Genomic DNA, 19595 nt, shown 5'->3' with positions numbered 1-19595 from the left:
CCAACTATCCGAGCGGAGCACGGCCATGGACAAGAAGGCACCTGCAGGTAACCCCTCGCGCCCCAACCCGTTGCCCGGCTGCCCGATGGCCGCGGCGTTCGCCGCGATCGGCGGCAAGTGGAAGCTGACCCTGCTGTACTGGCTCGCCCACGGCGAGTCCCATTTCGCCGGTCTCCGCCGCCGCGGTGCACCGATCACGCCCAAGGTGCTGGCCGAACAGTTGCGCGAGCTCGAGGCCGACGGACTCGTCGAACGCGTGGAGACCGGACCGGTGCCGGCGCCCGTCATCTACCGGCTCACCGATTACGGGACCACTGTCCTGCCCGTTGTCGAAGAGGTCCGGGTATGGGGTGAGGCCCACCTCCGGCGCACCCACGGCGAGGCCGCACCGGACCAGGCCATGAGCTGCGCCGACACGATCACCAGCGCGTCACCGGGAAGTCGAAGTAGGTATCCGGAAACGGCTCACCGTTGAGGGTGAAGTGCCACCATTCCTCGGGCAGGTTGCGGAATCCGTGCCGCACCATGGCCTGCTTGAGCAGCTGCCGGTTCTCGCGCGCCGCACCGGTGATCCGCGGGTCGTCGGTGTGCGACAACGTGTCGAAGCAGTCGTAGCCGGTCCCCATGTCGACCGTGTTGTCCGGGAACCGGTGCGCGCTGAAGCACGGCATCAGCGGTTCACCAGGGAAATATGGCCGCTGGTACCGCGCCGGCAGCTTCACGATCGTCAGGTCCACAGTGGAACCACGACTGTGACCGGACTTCTCCGCGATGTAGCCGTCCTCGAACAGCCGGGTCTTGTCCACCCGCGGGTAGAACTCGGCCTTCATCCGCTGGTCGTTCAGATCCTTGGCCCAGCGCACGAAGTGGTCGACGGCCCGCTGCGGCCGGTAGCAGTCGTAGACCTTCAACGTGTAGCCGCTCTTGCGCAGCTCGCGCTGGACCGCTTTCAACGCCTTGGCGGCGGGCCGCGTCACGATGCACGACGGCTGCTCGTAGCCATCGATGCGCTCGCCGACGAAGTTGTGTGCGGTGTAGTACCGCATGTCGTGCAGGATCGTCGGGTCGACGTCCCGCAGCGCCACGAACCCGCTCGGCATCGCCTGAGCGGTCCCGGCCGTCAGCACCAACGAGAGCAGCACACCGATCACCACGCGCACGGCGCCCATCCAAGCATCGGTGCCGTACCTGGAGAAGCGCCGAGTCCGATCAGCGGACCACAGCTGGAGTTCAGGGCTCGACCGGCACGCAACTGGTGCAGAACCAGCTTCGCTGGCTACCTGAAGGCCGGTCTTCCGGTGGCGGTTGGCCGCAGGCACGCACCCAGCGCCGGTGCCCCTTGTCGTCGACGCCCTTGACGGCCGGGCTGTCGGGACCGCTGGTGATCGGATGCGGGCCGCACATGCGCCAGTGCTGCTTCTCGGCCGGATTCGGCAGATAACTCCAGTCGAGCCAGAAGCGGTCCTTGGGGTTCGTCGACGTCGCCAGGTGGGCCCAGGCGATCCAGCCGTGATCAGAGCGCACCGCACGCACCTCCACCAGGCGGTTCGGCTCGGTTGAGTCGGCCGGGCCGCGTTCCTGGGCCAGCACCGTCACCGACGAAGCGGCCGGAAGGGATTCGGCGCACAGCGGACTCTCGCGTGCCGCGGCGATGGCTTCCGCCACGTCGAGCGTGTCGTCCCGACCTGCAGTCGCGCGCGGTGGGCAAGGGCACCCGAGTCAAGCGCGGCCAGGTGATCGGCAAGGTCGGCAAGACCGGTCCGACCGCCAACGGCCACCACGCGTCCGGCCGGTGTTCAACGGCGTCGAGTACGGCCGGCGCAACAACCAGACGAGCCGCAACGTGATCAGCAGGAACTGCTGAGATGACGGGCAAGGTGCCAGCAGAGCACGTACAACGCGAGCGCGATGCCGGCACCTTGCACGCCACCGATCAGCAACAGGCGCACCCAGTCGTAGGCGCTGACCCGGCTCACCGGGTCGGTCAGCGCGATACCGGCACCGGCGGCCATCGCGGCCGCAACCCCGCCCAGCACCCATGAACGGGATTTCCTTGACAAGGCCCGCCAATGCGCCCCGTGCTCGCGTGGAGCACGGCGATACCAGCGCAGCACGACGGCGCCGAGGAGCAACAGGCCGCCGAGCGAGGACACGTAACCGATCACGTTGTACAGGCGGTGCGGGCCGACGACGGACTCGCGCAGCAGCGGCCAACTCCGCACCGCGGCACCGTCGGTGTGGGTGACGGCATCCCAGACCAGGTGAGTCGCGGCACCCACGATCAACGCCACAATCGCCCGCCGGACAGGGAACCGGGCCACCGGATCCACCGGCGAGACGCGGGCACGCCATCCCTCCGATAACAGCGCCAGCAGCGGCGCGACGACCAGCTGTCCTATCACCAACAACACGATGCCGAGCAGCAGATCGATCCCGACCAGGCCGGCGACCGAATGGCCGGCGTCCGCACCACCGGGTACGGGCAGGTAGTAGGCGACGTCCGGGACCACCGAACCCACCACCAGTCCGGGCAACCAGAGATACCTCCGCAGCGGGAGCACGGCTGCCGGATGAGCGAAGGTGAACGGCACGCTGACAGCCCCCATTGTTCGACCGTCCCGGCTGGATCACCGGAACGGTCGGGACACTACGAGCTCACGGACCGAGCTACACCTGCAGGTCCGATTCGATGCGCTTGAGCTGATGCCGAGCCAGTGCGAGGTTCGCGACCTCTCTGTCCAGCACCAGGTACAGGAAAAGTGATTCCCTGGATTTGACACCGCTCATCAACCGGATCAGGTGGTACTGCCGGTGTAACGTGATCAGAATATCCTCGATGTTGTCGCCGAGCCCGAGCGTCGAGATCACCCGAAGCTTCGACCGGACGACTTCGGTGTTTCCGGCGGCCGCGACCTCCAGGTTCAGCCAGTCGCCTCCACCGCTGGTACCGAGCGACATTCCACTTTCATAGTCGACCAGTGCGACACCAATGGCACCGCCGATGGACATGGCCTCTTTCAACGCGACATCGATGTTCATCGAACTCCACTTCCCTGTGTCAACCGGTGATCGAGATGACTGACTGCGCCTCGATCGCATACGGACTCGTCTCCATACGGACTCGGTCATCGACGAGAGCAACGAACCAAGGGCGGACATGTGCTGCGGCTGTTTTTCGGAGTTATCAGTGCCCTCTTCCTCCATTCGGTCGATAGGGTGCTACGAGGCCAGAATCGAGCCGACCCGTTCGATCACGGGCCGCGACTCATAAAGAAGACGACCGAGGTTCAATCCCTTGTCCCCAAGCGTGACCATCAGTGACATCCTGCCGATGGCGTACACGGCCATATAGCCTCCACTTCCGAACACCACGGTCTGGCTGAGCGTGCCCAGACCGATCACCTCCGCCGCCTGACGCGCGATTCCAAGGTCGGCGGCGGCGAGCGCGGAGATGTGTGAAGGGTCGACGTTCTTCGCCACATCCGCGACGATGGGGATCCCGTCAGACGCGGCTATCACCGTGTCGGTCACTCCGTTGACGTTTTCTCGAAGCTTCTGCAGCTCGACAGCCAGGGCGTCGTAGTCCAACACACTTCCTTTCTGCTTCAAAAAGCCTGAAAAGCTCAGACAGGGCCCGTTTCCGCCCGCGAGCGCAATGCGGTCAGACCCCAGTGCTCGATACTGAACGACGCCGCAGGTGAAGCGATTTCCAACAGTCCTTCACCTAGCATTCGAGAAATCTCGACGGTGACCGAGTAGAGACTCCGGCCAACCACGAAGGCTATGTCGCGCGCATTACGTCTTCCGGTGGCCTGCGCGATGATCTCCCGCCATTCCGCGGCCACGGCGGCCGACTCCGCCCCACCGGTGGGCACCACACGGTCGCGGTAAGGCGACACGGGGAACGGGAGCGAGGCGACCGCATCCAGCCGGCGAGCGGTTTCCGACAGCAGCAGCTCCGGGGTGACACCGCCGGACGCGGGCAGCAGCGGCACATCGGCGGATTCACCGACGACGTATCGTTCGACGTCACCGGCGGCAGCGGCGAACGCCCCGTCCTGGATGGCGGCCATGGCTACGAGCTGGACTTCGGCGGACCCCACGGTCCCGCGAGCAACCAGCGCCGACTGAAGGCATCGCGTCTCGACGCTCTCCACCAGCGCCGCGGTCCAGTCCTCCGCGCTGACCCTGCCCGAGCTGAGCAGCAGCGTCTCCACTCCAGGTGAGCCGGAACTCTCCACGGCGATCACCACACCATCGCGCAAATGAAACAGTCCGCCCGCATTACCAACAATGCGCAATGTCCCGGTGACTCGATCCTCGTAGCACCGCGTCAAGGCGTACGCGAGTACATCGAACGCAGCCCGCTGATCATCCAATCGTGCACCCTCTCCCACCGAAAGAGTGGCCACCATAGTTACTTCTTACCTCTCGGTACCGCACACCCAGGCCAGACCACACGATCGAGTGAACGCCCCCTGCTCGTGTAACAGAACAAGTCGACCGGTCGGCTTGTGTCGCATTTCGTCGGTCGCGCAACATGAATCTCTTTTGGTTCTCCGCGAACACGGCCGCGATCCGCCATTCGCCCCGCCTACCATCGTCCAAATGCCGGAACGTTGACGGTTGTCGTAACGATCCGTCACGAGTTTCGTAAGCAATGATCGGAGCTGCACAAACCAATCTTGGGAATTCCCTAAGTTCGGGAGCAAAAATTAGAGTGTGAACGGTCAATTCGTAGCGCTGCGCAATTGCTTGCTAGGCTTCCGACCAGCGCCGCGGGATAAACGGGAGAGAACTCGTATGCGCGTGTTGTTCGTTTCTGCTCTGGGCACCGGTCACGTGCTACCCGCTATTCCGCTCGCCTGGGCGCTGCGCGCCGCCGGCCACGACGTGCTGTTGGCCGCCGCCGGCGACGCGCTGGTCGCGGAGCGGGCCGGCATCGCGGTCGAGGACGTGCTCCCCGGACAGAACATGAGCGGTGTCTTCGAGTGGATCAAGGCGAACCGGCCGGAACTGGTCGAGCGGCTTGGCAACACCGCGGGCACCAGAGACCTGCGCGAGGCCGTACCGGTGTTCGCCCGCGTGGCCGACCGGATGGCGGACGGGATCGTTGACACCGCGATCCGGTACGCCCCCGACATCGTGGTGTACACCCAGCTGCAGGGTGCGGGCCCGCTCGCTGCCGCCAAACTCGGGATTCCCGCTGTGCAGCAGGGATTCGGCTTCGCGCGGACCGCCGGCGTCAACGAGTTGATGCGCGAACACCTCGCCGAGGCCTACCAGCGGCACGGGGTCACCGGATCGGCGTCGCCGGCCAAGATCGACGTCGCGCCCCCCAGCATGCTCGGCGGCGAACCGGAGGGCTGGTCGACCCGCTACATCCCTTACAACGGCGGGATCGTACTGCCGGACCTGCTGCGGCGACCGTCGAGCCGGCCACGGGTGGCCGTCACGCTGGGGACGGTCTCGCCGACGATGAACGGATTCGCGACGGTACGCAGGATCATCGACGTGGCCGCCGATGTGGACGCGGAGTTCGTGCTCGCGGTGGGGTCAACGGACATCGGTGACCTGCCGGACAACGTCATCGCGCTGCCGTGGATGCCGCTGAACAGCCTGTTGCGCACCTGCTCGGCCGTCATCCACCACGGTGGCGCCGGCACCACGCTGACCGCGATCGACGCCGGGCTACCGCAACTCGTGCTGCCGGACGGCGCCGACCGCTTCGCCAACGCCGACGCCGTGCACGATCGGGGAATCGGCGTCTCGATCACACCGTCCGATGTGGATGAAGAGATGATCGACTGGTTGCTGCGGTCGGACAAGCCGCGTGCCGTCGCCGCCGAGGTGCGCGACGAGATGCACGGCATGCCGACGCCGGCCTCGCTGGTGCCTCGCCTGGTCGAACTGGCGGCCTCCTGACATGCTCACCGACCTGAAGAAGCCGCTGCTGCGGCCGACAGTCGTCATGTCCACGGTTTTCGTGGCGTCGATGTTCGTGAGCATCCTCGACGCGACCATCGTCAACGTCGCCCTGCCCAAGATCAGCGAGGATCTGGGCGTCTCGCCGGTGGACGCCCGGAGTGCGGTCGTCGGCTACCTGGTCAGCATGGCGATGGTCATCCCGGCAAGCGGCTGGTTCGGCGACCGCTTCGGCCGCAAGCGGGTCCTGCTGTCGGCGCTGGCCGCGTTCACGATCGCCTCCGCGCTGTGCGGCTTGGCGGACAACCTGGTCGAGCTGACCGTGTTCCGCATCCTGCAGGGGCTCGGCGGCGGAATGCTCGGTCCGGTCGCGATGGCGATGATGTTCCACGTTTTCCCGCCAGACCAACGAATGCGGGTCTCGCAGATCATGGTCGCGCCGACCGCGGTGGCACCGGCGCTCGGCCCGGTGCTCGGCGGTTTGCTGGTGGACAAGCTGTCCTGGCGGTTCGTGTTCTACGTCAACGTCCCGATCGGGATCTGCGCCCTGTTGTTCGGTCTGTTCCTGCTGACCGAACAACGGGAATCCTCGGCCGACCGGTTCGACATCGCCGGATTCCTGTTGTCCTGCGGTGGGTCGGGCCTGTTGATGTTCGCGCTGACCGAGGGCGCCACGCTCGGCTGGACCTCGCCGGTGATCGTGGCGAGCGGGCTGGCGGGAATCGCGTTGCTGGTGCTGCTCGTGGTCGTGGAGCTGCGAACTCCAACCCCGATGCTGGACCTAAGACTGTTCGCCGACCGGATGTTCCGCACCGTCAACGTCGTGACGGTGCTGTCGACCGCGACCTTCCTGGGCGCCCTGTTCGTGTTCCCGCTGCTGTACCAGAACGCCATCGGCGCGTCCGCGCTGACCACCGGCCTGGCCGCGTTCCCGGAGGCGATCGGCGTGATGGTCGGCACGCAGCTGGCGATGCGTGTGCACCGGGCCGCCGGCCCGCGCCGGCACCTGGCCCTGGCACTGGTCAACATCGCGGTGGGGATGGCCCTGCTGGGGTTGATCGGCCAGGACACCGATCCCTGGCTGACGAGGTTGATCATGTTCTATCTGGGACTCGGCATGGGCAACGTGCTCAGCGTGACCCGAGCCGCCGCGTTCGCCACGCTCCCGCCGCCGAAGACCGGGGTGGCGTCCGCGCTGTTCAGCACGAGCGGCCAGGTCGGCGCCGCGGTCGGTGTCGCCTTACTCGGCAGCGTGCTCGCCGCCGTGGGCACCGTAACCGCTGCGGGGCAACCGAACCTCGCCGCCTACCACCTGGCGTTCTTCGTCGCCGCGGCGCTCACGCTGGTGGGAGCCGGCTGCGCGTTGGCCATCCCGGACGCGCCGGAGCCGGGCAGCTGATCACGAGAGAGACGGCCATCGGTCCGATCGACCGGACCGATGGCCGCTCTCGGCTCAGGCGGTGAGGCGGGTGAGCCAGGTGGCGATGAGCGAGCGGCTCGCCGGGGTGGCATGGACCCAGCTCTGCCGCCGATCGTCGGTGTAGCGCACGACGAGCCACCGCCCGTCAGGGCAGTCGATCGTGGTCAGGAAGGATTCGGCGCGGTGCCGGCGGCCGAAGCGGTCACGGCGGGCGGCGAAGAGTTTCGCCATGCCGGTGCGCGGGAGCCGCATCAGGTCGCGGAGCGGCCGGGAGCCCCAGGCCTCGTCGGCGCGGGCGTTGATCGAGGCGCCGCGGGCCGGTGGCACCTCGGGCAGATGCGCGACGAGAGCGTCCGCCGGGGCGCTGTACAGTGACTGAAGTCGTAGATAGCCGTTGTCGCGCAACGCGAAGACGCCGTGGCGCCCGGCCGAGGCGGCGACGACGGGGAACGTGTCGTCGCGGTTCGTGGCGATCCAGCCGAAGCATTCGACGTCCGCGCAGGCCAGGACGCGCAACGCGTCCAGCGTGTCGTCGACCGGGACGCCCTCGCGGTACAACGCCTGTTCGACCTCACGCGCGGTCAGGCCGGCGGGCGGCACGTGCAGGACCGTGTGGTGCTCGCCGAGGTCGCCGTGGTGCCACAGCACGTCGAAAGCCTCTTCCGACAAGAGAACCGGGGTGCTGAGCATGATCAGTCCTCCCCGATCACCGGCGAGACCTGCCGCGGCAGCTCACCCACGATCGCGTCCGGCTCCTCGGACAGGTACGTCGCCCGTTTGTGCTCCCTGTCCTCCTCTTCACGCGCCTGCGCGGCCATCGGCGACATGCCGTTCATGCCCGCTGCCCCGGCCCGCGCGGCAGCCGGTCCACGCATGTCCGCGGCCGGACCGCCGGGCAGCGGACGGCCCAGCACGGCGGCGCGCTCGCCCGGAACCAGGGAACCCCGCCTGGTGTCGGCCGTGCCCGGAATACCTGCCATACCGGCGATTCCCGCCATGCCCGCCATCCCGGCCATGCTCGCCAGATGGTCCGGCTTCGGCATCGTCGATCGGTGGACCGTGTCGTTCGCCGACGGTGGCCGCATGATCGGCATCGCGCCCGGCACGTCGGCGACACCGGTGGCCCCACCAGGGCGCATCGGAGCCGGAGTCGGAGCCGGCGCCTGCCCTGACGGTGAGGTGCTCTTGTCACCGTTGTCGGCCTTGCTCGCGGCGGTCGTGCCCTTGCCGCCACCGGCCATCGAGGGAGGCGCGGAAGCCTTGTCCCCACCGGAATTCTGCGCGGCCGACGGGGAGGCGGTGTCGCCGCCACCACCACCGCCGGTCTGCGGTGGCACGGTGGACGCCTGCTGCACACCGGGACCGGCGGTGGCCTGCACGGCCGTGTTCGCGCCCTGCCCGCCGCCGCTTCCGGACATCGTCGGCAGCACGGCCTGGTTCTGGCCGGTGGCCTCGAGATACCCGGCGTAGACCTGCCGGTTGTGCGCGTCGGCCTCATACCACGCCCTGATGGCCAGTTCGTTGTCGGTGTCCCACGGCGTGATCTGGTCCCAGAGCGTCAGCGCGGGCGGCTCAGGTGTCGCCATGGGCACCACGTTCTTCCGGAACGCGCCGTAGCTGTCCGCCTGGCCGCGCAACGAGGTGGTCGTCTGCTCCAGTGTTTCCCGCACCTGCTGGAGCGCCTTGGCGATCGGCTGCGCCGCCTGCTGGGCCGCCTGGGCGGCCTTGCCCTGCCAGACCGCGTCGAACTGGGTGGTCAGCTTGTCCAGCTCGTCGTGCAGCGCCTGGAGGCGCGTGCCCGCGTTGGTGGAGGCGTCGGCGGCCTCGGTCATCTCCGCGCCGTCCGTGCCCGTCGAGGCCAGCCGCCAGATGTCGTACCCGCTGAGGTCTGCCATCGGTCCTACCCCGCCATCCGCTGGACGTTGTCCTGCTCGGTGCGCGCGGACTGGTCGAGCGACGCCTTCAGCTCGGCGATCCGCGTCCGCAGCTCCTCCTCGATCCGGCTGACGGATTCGTTGTGGCGGCGGCCCGTCTCGCAGGCCGCGGTGATGTATGCGGTCGTCGCGGGGTCATTCATGGGTGACGCGATCCGGGCGAGCGCCTGGATGCCCTGGCCGGTGTCCGTGAGGTCGTCGCGCAGTGCCGAGTGCCGGTCGATCATGCCGCGGAGGCCGTCGACGCTCAGTTCGATATCGCTCATGCGCACAGAGTGGCCGCGGTACGCCGGGACCCCTCCCGGCCGCGCCTTCATACGGTTCGGCCGAACCCGATGGGAGGCAATGCAATGAGAAGAATTCTGGTGCTCACCGCGGTGCTCGCGCTGCTGCCGACCGGCTCCGCCGCGGCACAGTTGCCCGTGCGCGAGGTGACCGCGAGCGGCGACGACGGCAACGTGGCCGCGAACGTCCTCGACAACGATCTGACCACCCGCTGGTCGGCCGAGGGCGACGGAGCGTGGATCCGCTTCGACCTCGGCGCCGCGAAGACCGTGTCCGCCCTGGACATCGCGTGGCACAAGGGAGACACGAGGACCTCCCTGTTCGACATTCAGACCTCGGCCGACGGCAGCTCCTGGGACAACCGGGCGACGGGCGTGCGCAGCAGGCAGACCCTGCGTCAGGAGCGATACGACATTCCCCGCACCGAGGCGCGGTACGTGCGGATCGTCGGGCACGGCAACTCGTCCGGCAACGGCTGGACCTCGATCACCGAGGTGGACATCGAGGAGGCGGGTGGCCCGCCGCGTCCGTGCCAGACCCCCGCGCAGGTGCTGGACCTGAGGAACTGGAAGATCACGTTGCCGGTCGACGACCCGGACAAGGACGGCACGCAGCCGCTGGAGATCGTCCAGCCGCGGCTGAACGACTACGCGCTCGACCCGTGGTTCGTCGCGGCCGATGACTGCAAAGGGGTCCGGTTCCGCGCTCCGGTCAACGGGGTGACCACCCAGAACAGCAAGAATCCCCGGTCCGAGCTGCGGGAGATGAACGGCTCGCGCCTCGCGAGCTGGTCCGCGAAGTCCGGCCGGCACACGATGGTCATCGACCAGGCGATCACCGGGCTGCCGAAGCAACGCCCGTACGTGGTGGCCGGGCAGATCCACGACTCCGAGGACGACGTCACGGTATTCCGCCTCGAAGGGACGAAGCTGTGGCTGACCAAGGGTGACACTCCGAACTACCAGCTCATCACCGACAACTATGTGCTGGGCACCCGGTTTCAGGCGAAGTTCGAGGTGCGCGACGGTGAGGTGCGCGCGTTCTACAACGGACGACTGGTCGGCACCATCGAAACCGGCTTCTCCGGCGGCTACTTCAAGGCCGGCGCCTATACCCAGGCCAACTGCGGCAACTCAAAACCGTGCAATGACAACAACTTCGGCCAGGTCGTGATCTACGGAGTCACCGTCGAGCACTCCTGACTGGTCAATTAGTGGTCAGTGGCAATCGTTTTCCGCAAAGGCATGGTGAGCACGGACTGAAATCACTAGCCTACGCAGAGTGCGTACGGGAGAACTGGTTGCCCGCCGTTATCGGCTCAAAGAGGCGAGGGGATCGGGTTCGGGTGGCACGGTCTGGACCGCGTTCGACACGAAACTGCGGCGGTTGGTCGCGCTCAAGCGCCCGCACGGGGTCGCGAGCGCGGAGGACCGCCGGCAGTTCCGGCGCGAAGCCGAGATCGCGGCCCAGGTGCACCACCCGAACCTCATCGCCGTGTACGACTGGGTCGACGACGGCTGGCTGGTCATGGAACACATGGCGGCCGACAGTCTGGACAAGATCCTCGCGAACGGACCGCTGCCGCCGGAGCGGGTCGCGCGGATCGGGATGCAGATCGCGGGCGCGCTCGCGGCCCTGCACGCGCACGGGATCGTGCACCGTGACGTCAAGCCGGGCAACATCCTGGTGGGGGACAACGACCTCGCGAAGCTGACGGACTTCGGCATCTCGACCTGGAGCGAGGTCACCGGCGGGAACGACGGCCGGATCAGCGGCACACCCGCTTACACAGCACCGGAAGTGGCGGCCGGCAACGCCGCGGACCGGGAGTCGGACGTGTTCTCGCTGGGCGCGACGCTCTACGCGGCGGTGGAGGGCGCCCCACCGTTCGGCACGGGCGAGCCGGCCGAGATCCTCACTCGGGCACGTGCCGCGGAGATTCCACCCCCGCGGCACGCCGGTCCACTCACGGAGCCGATGACGGACGCGCTGCACCGCAAACCGGGGAAACGGCCCACCGCGGACCGGCTGCGGGAGCGCCTGCGGGAGATCACCGGCGACTGGGAACCGCTGGTCCCCGCACCCGCACCCCGTTCCTGGTGGCGTCGCAGACCCGTCCAGGTGGCGGCCTCGGCGCTGGTCGTCGTGGCCGTGGCCGTTCCTCTGGTGCCCCGGCTCACCGGGGCCGACCTGATCGGAGAGGAACGCACGGCCGAACCGTGCGCACTGCTCCAGGCAGACGACTTCCGCGAGTTCGGTGCACCGGAGCTGAAACCCAACTGGGGCAACTTCAACCGCTGCGACGTGCTGATCGATGTGAAGCGCGACAAGAAGATCGACGTCGAGCTGCAGCTGGCGACCATGGTGTCCCAACGGAGGGACGCCTTCTGGCGCACCATCGCCGCACCGCCGTTCGAGGTGCTCGAGATCCCGCCGTCCGGTCCCGAGTGCAACCGGCTGATCATCGTCGACGACCGCTACGGGGTCCGGGTGAGCACAGAGATGGACAACTCCCCCGCGGACCTGTGCCGGATCGCCGACATCGCGGTGGAGCGAGCCCGCACGGTGCTGCGCGCCGGGCAGATCCCCCGCCGTGCCAAGGAATTCCCGCCGAAATCGGCGGCCCGGATCAACGCCTGCGAGCTGCTGCCGGCGGACGCGCTGCCAGGCCTGAACGGCGGCGTGAACGTGTTCGGCGGCTGGTCCTGCAAGTGGCGCTCGGAAGTCACCGCGAGCGACGTCCACGTGCGGTACGACCAGCACGCCGTCCGATCTCCGACGAAGGGAACGCTGAAACCGGTCGGCGGCCACGAGGCCTACGTCGAGAAGAAGGCCAAGGAGTGCATCTACCGGGTGCCGTACCCGCCGTCGATCCGACCGGAACTGGCGCTGGTGGATCACCTGCTGGTGTCGGTCACCAACGACCGGCCCGAGCAGGAGCGTTGCGCGGCGGCCGAACAACTGACGAAGGCGGCCGCGGACAACATGAACCGCGGAGTCGGGAGGGGTCCCGGCTGACGGCGCCAGACTTGGTCCGCGCCCCCGACCCCAAGGAGATCCCCGTGCACCACAACAGTCTGGCCCTCGGCGTGCCGCGCGTCGGCCCCGGATCGGTCGTAGCCCTGGCAGTGAGCGGGCGAATCAGCGCGGAACCGTTGGAGGGCAAGACGATCCGGTTCGGCCGGAACCTGCCCCAGGTCGACATCTGCGTAGGCGGAAACGACATCCAGGTGAGCCGCCAGCACGGACTGCTGACCCACCACGCGGGCCAGTGGTGGGTACGCAACATCGGCCGGCTCCCGATCCGAATGCCACCCACCCGCCTGCTGTTCACCGACGAGGACCCGCTACCGCTGCCGGACGGCTACACACCACTGTTCGTGCGCGGCACCCGCGACCGTGAGCACGTACTGGAGGTGTACGTAGCCGGCGCGGACGGCGCAGTCCCCACCCTGCTGCATGGTGCGGAGACCGCGCCACGGAAACGGTGGCGGCTGACCGACGACGAACGCCTGCTGCTGGTCACCCTCGGCCAGCGCTACCTGCTGCACGAGCCGAACCCGCAACCCGTTGGGCGACACCAGGTCGCGGAGGTGATGGCGGAGCTGCGACCCGACGACGACTGGACCGTGCGAAAGGTCGAGCGGGTCATCGCCGAGGTGCGGCAACGGCTGTCGTCGGGCGGCGAGAAGGGGTTGACCCGCGAGGAGGTCGGCGAGCCGGTCGGCAACTCGCTCAACCACAACCTCGTCACCAAGCTCATGAGCTCCACCTCGCTGGTGCCAACGGACCTAGCGCTGCTCGATGCATTGTTCTGACCGCGAACCGGTTCGCCCAGAGTGGACAGCACTGTCCCCCGACCGCGCGTCGCGGTCACGGTCCTGGCCGGGTCACTCTCAGACGTGGCCGGTCATGTGAGCGTCCTTCGCACACCCCTAGGTGAGCCAGCGGGGTGCGAAGCACCCCAGGCTCGGTCGTCTCGCTCACCTGCGGACAGAGGACTCGATTCTCTCGCTCATCGCCCAGGATGATGGCAGTCGCCATCTGTCGAGGCGACTACCGCACACTTGCGGTCACGCGCGCCGATTCTCCGGGCTATCACTCTGGACATGCGCAAGCGATCCAGGTCCTTAGCGGTAGAGCGACTCGTCGCTGAAGTCGCCGTCGTCGCGGGTGGTTTCCGGCCGCTGCGGTGGCTTCGGCCGGGGAATCGACACGTCGGTGTCGAGCTGACCGGCCTATCGGCCCGCCAGCGGACGGAACTCGTTCACGATGGCGGCCGCGACCCCCTCGCGTGCGCTGTGGACAAGCGCCATGATCTGTGCGGCGAGCTCGGTCGCTCCGTCGATCTTGAGGTCGAGCAGTGCGCCGTTCGAAGCAACGGTGACTGTGACTTTCTTGTCCTCGGAGGTGACGGTCCGGCCCGCCGACTCCAGGTTCTTCCGGAAGGTGGCGGCGTTGCGCTGCAGTTCGGCCGTCTTCGCCTCGAAGTCGGCCAGCCATTCATCGGGCGTCATCGTCATCTCATTTCTTGGTCGGCCGGGGACCGTATTTCTTCTCCAGAGCAGCAGCAACCTCAGGATCGTCCTCGACCTTGATCTGGCCGTTGTAGCGAATGATCGACGTGTCCTTCACCGGCCCGTCGAAGAGTTTGTCGGCCGTGTAGATCCCAGCGCCCATAGTCGGAGACGCTGTGCTTTCCCAGTAATCCCTCCGCGCGATCTCCACCATCTTCTCCACCACGGCTGGTGAGTCCGATCCCATACGAATCGCAGCGTACAGACCGATGCTTTGACCGACGTCGAGTCCGTGTCGGTAGTCATACTTCGCGTCGACGACCTCGGGCAGCTGCTTCCAGTCCGCGACGATCTTCTTACCCAGGTCGTCGTACTCCTGGTGGTATTGATCGGTGACGTTGCAGCCCGCGAGCAAGCCCGCGAGCAGCACAGCCGCCACCGGGAGACGAGTTCTGATCACTTCTGTCCCTCTCGGGCGACGTGGTAGGTGTGCGTCTCCGACTTGAACCCACCCGTGAAGGCCGTCGCGCTTTCCTTGAACCTCCGCACCGAAGGGTCAGAGCTCTTGTCGAGGTTGCCAGCGGCATCGGTGTAGTTTCCGGGAATCTTGTGGTTTTCGCCCACCGTGCCACTGTTGTTGTCGAAGGTGACCGTGGTGCGGTTCGGGCTGCCCGGATTGTCGCCCGCATCGAGGTGCGGCACGATGTCGTTGCGGTTTTCCAGCGACAGCATCTGCACGTTGCCGGGAATCTCGATTCGGCCGACCGGTGACCCGGCGGTGACCACGTGGGTCACGTTGTAGCCGCCGGCGATGAGGTCACCGGTCGCCTGCGCCGCGACGATGCCGCCCTGGCTGTGGCCGACGAGCATGATCGGGGCACCGGTGTCCTGCGCGCCGGCCCGGCGCAGTGCCTCCTCGACCCCCTTCTGCAGCACGGTGTTGTTCCCTGCCATCGCGTCGACGTTGACCCCGAGGTCGTTGGCGCTCATCTGCGTGCCTGGCAGGTTCCAGTCCTTGGTTCCAGGGATGTCGACCACATACCCGGTCACGTCGCCGTTGACATCACGCACGACGCGGACATCAACGTTGGCCGGGTCCGGATCCAGCTCGCTCTCAAATCCCTTGGAATCATTGCGCCTGGCGAGACCGTCCAGCAGGTCGTGCAGGTTGCGAGGCGGCTCTTGACCGTAGGTGCGTGAGTCGGTGACGAGGGCGTCGCTGTCGGGATAGGTTGCGGCAAACAGGTCGAGCGTGGTGGCCAGGTCGAGCGGGACCAAGGGGTGGCTGAGCATGCCCGGCGACATCCCGATCAGCGTGTCGACCAGGCCGGGATGATCCACCAGCCACTTCTGCCAATCGCCGCCGTAATTGGCGTAAACATCGGTGGCGATCGCGCTGCCACCGAGCGCGGCGGCAGCCGCCGCGCTGAGGGGGCCTGCGGTGACCACCCTGCCGGCGAGCCAACGGCCAGCGTCGAGCCCCTTCGCCGCCAGTTCGTCGGCCAGTTCGTAGGCGATCTTGGTGGCGCGCAGGGCGTCGCCGCGCAGGCTGATCGCCGCCGAGGTGGCGGTCAGACCGGTCGGCCCGTCCAGAGCCAGTGCCATGGCCGCCTCGAACTTCGCGACACCGGCCGGGTTGAGCAGGGCTGAGGCGAGCACGTCCGGTTCGGCGAGGAACTTGTGGCCCGCCACGGCGACGGCCACCGTGTCGTCCGACACCTCGCTGGTGACCGTGCTCATGGCCATGAGGTCCTCGTACTTGGCCTCGGTTCCGCCCGCGCCGCCGCTGACCTCGACGTTGGAGACGCTCATGACAGCGCTCCCGCCACCGCGGGCGCCACCCAGGTGCCCAGGTCCTCGCGCGCGGCCGGGGCGATGCGGACCATCCTGCGGCCCGAGCCGTCCGGTACCGGGTCCAGACCGCTCCAGCCTCCGCTCGCATGGATCCAGTTCACCTGCGACATTCCCGCCTTACCGACGACCAGGCACCGCAGCGCGCCGTCGGCGCGGGTCGCCACGTCGTGGGCGAGCGCGGCCTCCTCGCCCGACAGGTTCAGGCGCGCGACGACCGCTGACGGGCCTTCCGGGTCGGAGTCGCGGAACAGCCGGACCGCGCCCATCTCCTGCAGGGCGGCCAGCGGCAGGCTGCCCCGCAACGGCGTGGGCTGCGGGCCACCGCCGAGGCGTGACTCGACGTCGGTGTCGTCGTCGTCCTGCTCCTCGGGTACCGCGCGGACCAGTTCCCTACCGAGGTCGACCGCGGCGAACATCGACAGCTCGACCGCTCCTTCGTCCAGCGCGAACAATGACGCGCCCAACGGCCCGGCGACCGCGTGCACGCTGTGCATTCCCTTGCCTGCCAGGGATACGACAGTGTCGAGGACGACCGCCGGCTCGGCCAGAATCCGAAGGTTCCTCTCCACCGACGGGTGCACCTCCGCCTCCTCGCCGACGCCGGTCACGACGCGTTTCTTCGTCAGCCCCGACTCGGCGAGACCGAGCGGCGCGTCCGGCGAGGGCATCCAGTCCGGCGGCAGCTCGACCCCGGTCGCACGGACGAGGTAGGCGAACTCGCCCTCGGACAGCACCAGCCGGTGCGGCGCGGTCATGCGGGCACGCCCTGTCCGCGCATGAACTCGCCGACCTCCAGCCACGCCTTGTCGCCGTGCGGCGGCAGGTTGTCCGGCCCCCACGGCCAGTCGGTCCACGGTGGCCGGGGCGGCTGTGACAGCGTTCCGCCACCAAAGCCCATCACGTCGGCCACGCCGTCGGCGATGTCCTTGACCGCGCTGTTGAACGCATCGACCGCGCGGTTGAACGTGTCGATCGCACTGGAGAACCAACCGGTGACCGCTTCCGCGATCCGCTTGATCGCAGCGATCATCTCGCGCACCACCTGGGCGTGCTGGCGCAGCAACGCCGCGGCCTCGGTGAGCCCGTCCGCCGACTCGAACAACCGGCGCCTGTCCTCGCCGACCACCTCACGACACCGATCCGCGGCGACCGACTGCCACTGCATGGCCTGCGCCCGATCGTCCATCTCATCGGCACGTGTGCGGACGAAGTCGGCACGCTTCTCGATCTCACCCGCGATCCGGTCCAGCTCATCCGGATCCCCGTACAGCGACATGCATCCCCCGCTCACTCACCGTGAGCAAATCATGACAGGGAGCCCTGACGCGCGCAGTTCCAGAAAGTTGCGCAGTTCTACGCAGGTTCGGGCCGTCGAGCCCACCGAGTCGTCAGCCGTTGAGTTGACCGAAACCGTACGAACACGAACGTTTCCCGACTAGTATCACCCTGCGTGGCCAGAAGGAAACGCGGCTTCTTCGCCGAACTCCAACACCAACAGAACGAACGGCAGCGCCAGCAGGCTCGCGTTCAGCGCGAACACGAACGGTTGGTCAACCAGGCCATCCGCGAGCAGGAGCGGCATCGCAAGCAGACCGCGCGCGCCGAAGCCGAGTTCCAGAAGGCGTTGAAAGCACAGCACGTCGAGGAGAAGGTGGCCGAGGCCGCCAAGTTGACGGCCTCCGTGCAGGAAAGAGTCAAGGCGTTCGAGTCCGTGCTGGCCAACGGAGTCCGCCGCAGGGCCCATATCGGTTTCGACGCGCTGCGGATCGACCCCTCGTTTCCGCCATTCCAGCCAGGTCAGATCGCCGTTGCGATCCGGCCGCCAGATTGGGCCTACTTCGCCCCGCCGGAGCCGACCGGTCTGATGGCGAAGATGTTCGGTGGCGCCAAGCACCAGCAGTTGGTGCAACAGCGGCAGGCCGACTACCACCAGGCGTGCGCGGATCACGCAGCCAGGGAGCAGGCGAGGCAGGCCGCACTGGCGCAGGCAGAACACCGCTATCACCAGCGCGCACAGGCTCACCAGGCGAAGGCGGCGCAGGCCAACGCCGAGGTCGATCGGCTGGAACAGGGTTTCACCGCGCGCCTGCCCGAGGCCATCGAGGACTATTTCGAGTTGGTCATTGAATCGTCCCCCGTACCTGACGACGTGCCGGTCGACGTCGAGGTCGCTTACCAAGCCGACGCGCGCAGGTTGTACGTCATCCGCGAGCTGCCGACCGTAGACATCGTTCCTGAGGCACAGGAGTACAAGTACATTCGCACGCGCGACGAGACCGACGTGAAAGCCCGGCCGGTCAAGGAAATCCGGCAGCGGTACGCGGATCTCGTGGCCCAGCTCGTGTTGCTCACGATCCGCGACGTGTTCGACGTGCATCCGCGCGACCTCGTGAATGAGGTGGCCGTCAACGCACACGTATCGACGCGCAACAAGGCGACCGGCCAGCCGGAACGCCCATGCCTGGTGAGCGTGACGGCGACCCGCGAGAATTTCGAACAGCTCGTGCTGACCGAGCTGGACGCGAGCGCGTGCTTGCGCCACCTCAACGCGCTGGTCTCACCACATCCGCACGATATGGAAGCCGTGCGGCCGATCTTCGACCCGGATCTATCGAAGTACCGGTTCATCGACGAGGTCGACATCGCGTCGGACCTGGACGGCAGACAGGTGCTGGTGGATCTCACGCCCACCGAGTTCGAACACCTGGTGCGGCAGCTGTTCGAGGCGATGGGAATGAAGTCCTGGGTAACCCAGGCCTCCCGCGATGATGGACTGGACGCGATCGCGGTCAACGAAGACCCGATCATGGGCGGGCTCTGTGTGGTGCAGGCCAAGCGTTACCGCAAGCTCGTTCCCGTCGAGTCGGTGCGCGCGCTCGCCGGAACGATGGACGACAAGCGCGCGAGTCGCGGCATCCTCGTCACCACGTCCTGGTTCGGCAAGTCATCACACGACTTCGCGAAGCGGAACGGACGAATACAGCTGATCGAAGGGCCCGAACTCAAGCACCTGCTGGCAGAGCATCTGGAACTGGACACTGTGATTGGCGTGCAGAAGGGCAAGGTTCAACCGTCGTAGATCTCGGGATCGGCCTGCACGCGCGAGCTTCCAGCACCGGCAAGCGCCAGCAACACAAGGACTACGTCGCTTCTGCGCCAACGCGAACACTTTCAGTGCTTCACGACGCTCGCCGGGATCCAGCAACTGGAACCAAACCACGACGGGTCGACAGTAGAGCAACATCCTTCGGGCTCTTGCTTCACTGAAGGCTCTTGAGAACGTTCTGCTGGGTCTCCGGGGTCCAGAAGATGCTCAAGCGCTCACCTCCGCGGGTGACAGCCGTGTACCTAGGCAACCTCAACGCGCTACAACAACCCTGGCTAAGCGCGACTGGGAAATGCCGCACGCACCCGATGCCGCCAACCCCAACGCGTCACGGATACGAAGCCGCATAACGAACCTAGCTGCCCCTCACATCGCTGGCGGGATGGTCACACCGCAGAATCGAACGCCCGCAACGGAAACGCCCTGGTCGTCGGCGACCGAGGGCAGCAGCCAGAGTGATCTTCCTGGACGGCCAGTCCTCCCGATCTCCTCCATATCGAGCAAATCGCGAGCATCCGCAACGATCACCGGTGATCGACTAGCAAACACAAAGA

The 19595-nt window shown here is 67.2% G+C and carries 22 protein-coding genes; 7 read left to right on the top strand and 15 right to left on the bottom strand.

Translation table 11 applies throughout. From position 1 onward, the window contains the following. Positions 1 to 25: 25 nt before the first annotated feature. Positions 26 to 475, top strand: a complete 450-nt coding sequence (locus QSK35_RS15375) for a winged helix-turn-helix transcriptional regulator (RefSeq protein ID WP_285746536.1) — start codon at positions 26 to 28, stop codon at positions 473 to 475. Here the strand turns inward: QSK35_RS15375 and QSK35_RS15370 are convergent. The 6 genes from QSK35_RS15370 to QSK35_RS15345 all read right to left on the bottom strand — a co-directional run bounded on the left by QSK35_RS15370 (position 420) and on the right by QSK35_RS15345 (position 4415). Continuing rightward, complete coding sequence (locus tag QSK35_RS15370) at positions 420 to 1169, bottom strand: M15 family metallopeptidase (protein WP_285746535.1); 750 nt, start codon at positions 1167 to 1169, stop codon at positions 420 to 422. The two genes, QSK35_RS15375 and QSK35_RS15370, sit on opposite strands and share 56 nt — an antisense overlap. Positions 1170 to 1230: 61 nt before the next feature. Continuing rightward, positions 1231 to 1665: a hypothetical protein gene (locus QSK35_RS15365; RefSeq protein ID WP_285746533.1), complete on the bottom strand. Its 435-nt coding sequence runs from the start codon at positions 1663 to 1665 to the stop codon at positions 1231 to 1233. A 182-nt stretch (positions 1666 to 1847) separates the two neighbouring features. Beyond that, entirely contained in the window at positions 1848 to 2606 is a 759-nt protein-coding gene (locus tag QSK35_RS15360; protein ID WP_285746531.1) for a DUF4184 family protein, read from the bottom strand. Positions 2607 to 2667: 61 nt separating this feature from the next. After that, positions 2668 to 3039 (bottom strand): hypothetical protein, encoded by a 372-nt coding sequence (locus QSK35_RS15355; protein ID WP_285746529.1) that lies wholly within the window; start codon positions 3037 to 3039, stop codon positions 2668 to 2670. A gap of 180 nt (positions 3040 to 3219) precedes the next feature. Next, positions 3220 to 3591, bottom strand: a complete 372-nt coding sequence (locus tag QSK35_RS15350) for a roadblock/LC7 domain-containing protein (protein ID WP_285746527.1) — start codon at positions 3589 to 3591, stop codon at positions 3220 to 3222. Positions 3592 to 3623: 32 nt separating this feature from the next. Further along, positions 3624 to 4415, bottom strand: coding sequence for a hypothetical protein (locus QSK35_RS15345; protein ID WP_285746525.1), 792 nt, complete (start codon positions 4413 to 4415; stop codon positions 3624 to 3626). 388 nt (positions 4416 to 4803) lie between these two features. Here QSK35_RS15345 and QSK35_RS15340 point away from each other — a divergent pair, with 388 nt between their 5' ends. Together QSK35_RS15340 and QSK35_RS15335 are read left to right on the top strand one after the other, a co-directional pair. Next, on the top strand, positions 4804 to 5925 hold the full coding sequence (locus tag QSK35_RS15340) for a nucleotide disphospho-sugar-binding domain-containing protein (protein WP_285746523.1): 1122 nt from the start codon (positions 4804 to 4806) through the stop codon (positions 5923 to 5925). 1 nt (position 5926) lies between these two features. Next, on the top strand, positions 5927 to 7324 hold the full coding sequence (locus tag QSK35_RS15335; RefSeq protein WP_285746521.1) for a DHA2 family efflux MFS transporter permease subunit: 1398 nt from the start codon (positions 5927 to 5929) through the stop codon (positions 7322 to 7324). A 54-nt stretch (positions 7325 to 7378) separates the two neighbouring features. On the opposite strand, the gene QSK35_RS15330 is transcribed toward QSK35_RS15335, so the two are convergent. Genes QSK35_RS15330 through QSK35_RS15320 form a run of 3 tightly spaced genes read right to left on the bottom strand, consistent with a single transcriptional unit; the run spans position 7379 to position 9545 of the window. Beyond that, a complete protein-coding gene (locus tag QSK35_RS15330) occupies positions 7379 to 8035 on the bottom strand; it encodes an ESX secretion-associated protein EspG (RefSeq protein WP_285746519.1) in 657 nt (218 codons plus the stop codon). Between the two features lie 2 nt (positions 8036 to 8037). Then, positions 8038 to 9240: a WXG100 family type VII secretion target gene (locus tag QSK35_RS15325; protein WP_285746517.1), complete on the bottom strand. Its 1203-nt coding sequence runs from the start codon at positions 9238 to 9240 to the stop codon at positions 8038 to 8040. A gap of 5 nt (positions 9241 to 9245) precedes the next feature. Beyond that, a complete protein-coding gene (locus QSK35_RS15320) occupies positions 9246 to 9545 on the bottom strand; it encodes a hypothetical protein (RefSeq protein ID WP_285746515.1) in 300 nt (99 codons plus the stop codon). A gap of 84 nt (positions 9546 to 9629) precedes the next feature. Between QSK35_RS15320 and QSK35_RS15315 the strand changes: the two genes are divergently transcribed. The 3 genes from QSK35_RS15315 (at position 9630) to QSK35_RS15305 (ending at position 13382) form a co-directional block, all read left to right on the top strand. Next, the gene (locus QSK35_RS15315; RefSeq protein ID WP_285746513.1) at positions 9630 to 10766 is read left to right on the top strand and encodes a polysaccharide lyase family 7 protein; all 1137 of its coding nucleotides are present in this window, start codon (positions 9630 to 9632) and stop codon (positions 10764 to 10766) included. A gap of 79 nt (positions 10767 to 10845) precedes the next feature. Beyond that, complete coding sequence (locus QSK35_RS15310) at positions 10846 to 12582, top strand: serine/threonine-protein kinase (protein ID WP_285746511.1); 1737 nt, start codon at positions 10846 to 10848, stop codon at positions 12580 to 12582. Between the two features lie 44 nt (positions 12583 to 12626). After that, the gene (locus QSK35_RS15305; protein WP_285746509.1) at positions 12627 to 13382 is read left to right on the top strand and encodes an FHA domain-containing protein; all 756 of its coding nucleotides are present in this window, start codon (positions 12627 to 12629) and stop codon (positions 13380 to 13382) included. A gap of 420 nt (positions 13383 to 13802) precedes the next feature. Here QSK35_RS15305 and QSK35_RS15300 read toward each other — a convergent pair whose 3' ends face one another. From QSK35_RS15300 to QSK35_RS15275, 6 genes are all read right to left on the bottom strand, one after another. Next, positions 13803 to 14081, bottom strand: coding sequence for a YbaB/EbfC family nucleoid-associated protein (locus QSK35_RS15300; RefSeq protein WP_285746507.1), 279 nt, complete (start codon positions 14079 to 14081; stop codon positions 13803 to 13805). Positions 14082 to 14088: 7 nt separating this feature from the next. Next, a complete protein-coding gene (locus QSK35_RS15295; protein ID WP_285746505.1) occupies positions 14089 to 14520 on the bottom strand; it encodes a hypothetical protein in 432 nt (143 codons plus the stop codon). A 17-nt stretch (positions 14521 to 14537) separates the two neighbouring features. Beyond that, on the bottom strand, positions 14538 to 15821 hold the full coding sequence (locus QSK35_RS15290; protein ID WP_285746503.1) for a lipase family protein: 1284 nt from the start codon (positions 15819 to 15821) through the stop codon (positions 14538 to 14540). A 68-nt stretch (positions 15822 to 15889) separates the two neighbouring features. Continuing rightward, positions 15890 to 16690: a hypothetical protein gene (locus QSK35_RS15285; RefSeq protein WP_285746501.1), complete on the bottom strand. Its 801-nt coding sequence runs from the start codon at positions 16688 to 16690 to the stop codon at positions 15890 to 15892. Beyond that, on the bottom strand, positions 16687 to 17211 hold the full coding sequence (locus QSK35_RS15280; protein WP_285746498.1) for a WXG100 family type VII secretion target: 525 nt from the start codon (positions 17209 to 17211) through the stop codon (positions 16687 to 16689). The genes QSK35_RS15285 and QSK35_RS15280 overlap by 4 nt, the downstream gene beginning before the upstream one ends. Positions 17212 to 17376: 165 nt before the next feature. Then, positions 17377 to 17574 carry a hypothetical protein gene (locus tag QSK35_RS15275; protein ID WP_285746496.1) on the bottom strand — a complete coding sequence of 66 codons (198 nt, stop codon included), beginning with the start codon at positions 17572 to 17574 and terminating at the stop codon, positions 17377 to 17379. Between the two features lie 12 nt (positions 17575 to 17586). Here QSK35_RS15275 and QSK35_RS15270 point away from each other — a divergent pair, with 12 nt between their 5' ends. Continuing rightward, positions 17587 to 19014 (top strand): restriction endonuclease, encoded by a 1428-nt coding sequence (locus QSK35_RS15270; RefSeq protein WP_285746494.1) that lies wholly within the window; start codon positions 17587 to 17589, stop codon positions 19012 to 19014. Positions 19015 to 19595 lie beyond the last annotated feature (581 nt).

Source organism: Lentzea sp. NBRC 105346 (assembly GCF_030269605.1).
Lineage (GTDB): Bacteria > Actinomycetota > Actinomycetes > Mycobacteriales > Pseudonocardiaceae > Lentzea.
The sequence above is the reverse complement of the archived record's forward strand: the minus strand, read 5'-3'. Positions and strand labels throughout refer to the sequence as shown.